This is a genomic window from Bacillus sp. C30 (genome assembly GCF_040838255.1).
GTDB lineage: Bacteria > Bacillota > Bacilli > Bacillales > Bacillaceae_G > Bacillus_A > Bacillus_A mycoides.
Genome location: NZ_JBFPJH010000397.1, coordinates 1 through 2,753, shown reverse-complemented (window position 1 = coordinate 2,753; position 2,753 = coordinate 1). Strand labels below are relative to the sequence as shown.

Annotated in this window: 3 protein-coding genes and 1 pseudogene; 3 read left to right on the top strand and 1 reads right to left on the bottom strand. The window is 35.2% G+C overall.

The features are described from left to right. Positions 1-247, bottom strand: a pseudogene (locus tag AB3X49_RS20810) (cell wall anchor protein); the annotation flags it as partial. 207 nt (positions 248-454) lie between these two features. Between AB3X49_RS20810 and AB3X49_RS20805 the strand changes: the two are divergent. The 3 genes from AB3X49_RS20805 to AB3X49_RS20795 all read left to right on the top strand — a co-directional run bounded on the left by AB3X49_RS20805 (position 455) and on the right by AB3X49_RS20795 (position 2,669). Continuing rightward, positions 455-1,333, top strand: coding sequence for an ROK family protein (locus AB3X49_RS20805; RefSeq protein WP_367964473.1), 879 nt, complete (start codon positions 455-457; stop codon positions 1,331-1,333). A 128-nt stretch (positions 1,334-1,461) separates the two neighbouring features. Next, on the top strand, positions 1,462-2,058 hold the full coding sequence (locus AB3X49_RS20800; protein ID WP_002091200.1) for a TerD family protein: 597 nt from the start codon (positions 1,462-1,464) through the stop codon (positions 2,056-2,058). Between the two features lie 26 nt (positions 2,059-2,084). Further along, positions 2,085-2,669, top strand: coding sequence for a TerD family protein (locus tag AB3X49_RS20795; RefSeq protein WP_002010225.1), 585 nt, complete (start codon positions 2,085-2,087; stop codon positions 2,667-2,669). Positions 2,670-2,753 lie beyond the last annotated feature (84 nt).

The window sequence follows — 2,753 nt, the reverse complement described above, 5'->3', positions numbered from 1 at the left end:
CACCAGAACCACTGCCACCAGAACCGTTGCCACCAGAACCATTGCCGTCAGAACCACTATCGTCCTGAGAACCATTGTTTCCTGGAGGTTTATTATTATCTTTTGAATTACCTTCTGCTAAATTATCGTTATTTTGTACAATAGCGTTTGTTATTGGATGGAAGTTTTCAGTTGCAGCATTACCAATATTTAAGCCGCTAAAAAAGGATAAAGAAAGTGTTGATGCTAAAATGAAGATTTTTGTCATTGTTTTCCTCCTGAAGAAAAAATTATTGTTCCATCTAAAATACACCCCTTTGTAATATTTCATAGGAAAAAGAGTTTTATACAAAAAAAACTATATATAGAAAAAGGTGGTGTATTTCTAAAGGGAGAAAAGAGTTAATGTAAATTCCTTGCAAATAGTAGAGTGATGGAGAATTTACACTCATAACAGTAGAGGAAGTGGCAACGGATGAAAGAATATATTGCATTTGATATTGGTGGTACGCAAATTAAATATGGAATTGTTTCAGAAATAGGGGTAGTACTAATACATAAAAAGGTCCCAACAGAAATTCACTTGGGCGGGGAACAAATTGTTCAAAAACTTATATGTTTATCAAAAAAATTAATGACTGAACATACTATTTCCGGAATTGGTATTAGTACAGCGGGAATTGTTGATATTGATAAAGGAGTTATAACGGGAGGTGTGGATCATATTCCGCGTTATGCTAATATTTCTATTGTTGAGAGACTACAAGAAGTATTAAAAGTTCCTGTATCTATTGAAAATGATGTTAATTGTGCGGCCTTAGGCGAGAAATGGAAAGGTACAGGGAGGGGAGAAAGCGATTTTATTATGCTTACGCTTGGAACGGGCATTGGTGGAGCAATTGTTATAAATGGGGAGTTATACCGTGGACATTCGTTTGGCGCTGGGGAATGGGGGAACATGTTAATAGAAGGGAATACTTTTGAGGAGGTTGCCTCAATTTCGGGATTAATTCATCTCGTACGAAGATATAAAGGTGAAAAGGAGTGGGATGGTAAAACAATTTTCGAATTATATGATAAGGGTGATAGCAGTGTTATTCAAGCCGTGAAGATTTTCTTTAAACATTTGGCGATTGGAATTAGTAACCTTGCTTATATTTTTAATCCGAAAATGATTATTATTGGTGGGGGAATTACTGAAAGAGGAGATGATTTCTTAAATGAAGTGAAGGAAGAGATAGGAACATACTTAAATCAAGAGATTTATAGTAATTGTGAGATTAAACTTGCGCAAAGCGGTAATTGTGCAGGAATGATTGGCTCTATTTACCACTTATTACATCAGTATAAATAAATATAGTATCTGTTTTCATATAATTGAGAATTTATCCTTTTTCTCATTAGATAAATAATGCTACAATATAAGAGAAGAATACAATGTTTTCCGAGTTGGAAAATGCTTTGTAGAAAGGAAGAAACTTCATGCCTATTATTTTAGAAAAAGGACAAAAGATTGATTTAACGAAAGGACAACCGAGAGTAGCGAAACTACAGGTTGGCTTAGGCTGGGATCCAATTGGGCAATCAGGTGGGTTTCTGTCTTCTTTATTTGGAAGTAAACCAAGTGTAGATTGTGATGCATCTGTCGTTATGTTAGAAGGGGATCGTTTTTTAAACAAAAATGATCTAGTTTACTTCGGCAACAAACTTTCTACTTGTGGTAGTATTATTCATTCAGGAGATAATTTAACAGGTGAAGGCGCTGGTGACGACGAAACAATTTTCGTAGAATTACATAAAGTTCCGAGCCGTATTAATCGTTTAGTATTCGTTGTAAATATTTATGACTGTGTAAATCGTCGTCAAGACTTTGGGATGATTCGCAATGCATATATTCGTATTCAAAACCCACAAACAGGTGAAGAATTAGCGCGTTATAACTTGTCAGATAATTATGCTGGCAAAATGACTTTAATTGCAGGTGAAATGTACCGACACGGAAACGAGTGGAAGTTTTCAGCAGTGGGAGAAGGAACACAAGATAAAAACTTAAGTGAGATTGTATCACGTTACCAATAAAATAAACCAAGGAGGAATAGTATAATATGGCATCTATTTCATTGAAAAAAGGACAAAAGGTAGACTTAACAAAAACAAATCCAGGTCTTTCGAAAGTTCTTGTAGGACTTGGTTGGGATACGAATCGTTATGACGGACAAAATGATTTCGATTTAGATGTTAGTATCTTCTTAGTAGGTGCTAACGGTAAAGTTTCAGGTGCAGAGGATTTCGTCTTCTATAATAATCCAAAAGGTGCGAATGGTGCTGTAGAGCATTTAGGAGATAACCGTACAGGTGAAGGTGAAGGCGACGATGAAACAATTAAAATAGACTTAAAAAATGTTCCTGCTAACATTGAGCGTATTTGTTTCACAATTACAATTTATGATGGAGAAGGCCGCAGCCAAAACTTCGGACAAGTTTCTAATTCTTTCGTACGTATTATGGATGAAGAAAAGAATGCAGAATTAATTCGTTACGATTTAGGAGAAGATTTCTCTATTGAAACAGCTGTAGTAGTGAGCGAATTATACCGTCACGCAGGTGAATGGAAATTCAATGCAATCGGAAGTGGATTCCAAGGTGGATTAGGTTCTCTATGTAATAACTTTGGTTTAGATGTAGAGTAATAGATTTATATATCCATCAGTGAAACGCGTATTTACTGATGGATATATTTTTGAAAATTAAAATATAGAGGTGAATATATATGG

Bases quoted from the DNA above. Each gene is read 5' to 3' on its own strand.
- AB3X49_RS20805 (WP_367964473.1), top strand. From the start codon at position 455: ATGAAAGAATATATTGCATTTGATATTGGTGGTACGCAAATTAAATAT.
- AB3X49_RS20800 (WP_002091200.1), top strand. From the start codon at position 1,462: ATGCCTATTATTTTAGAAAAAGGACAAAAGATTGATTTAACGAAAGGA.
- AB3X49_RS20795 (WP_002010225.1), top strand. From the start codon at position 2,085: ATGGCATCTATTTCATTGAAAAAAGGACAAAAGGTAGACTTAACAAAA.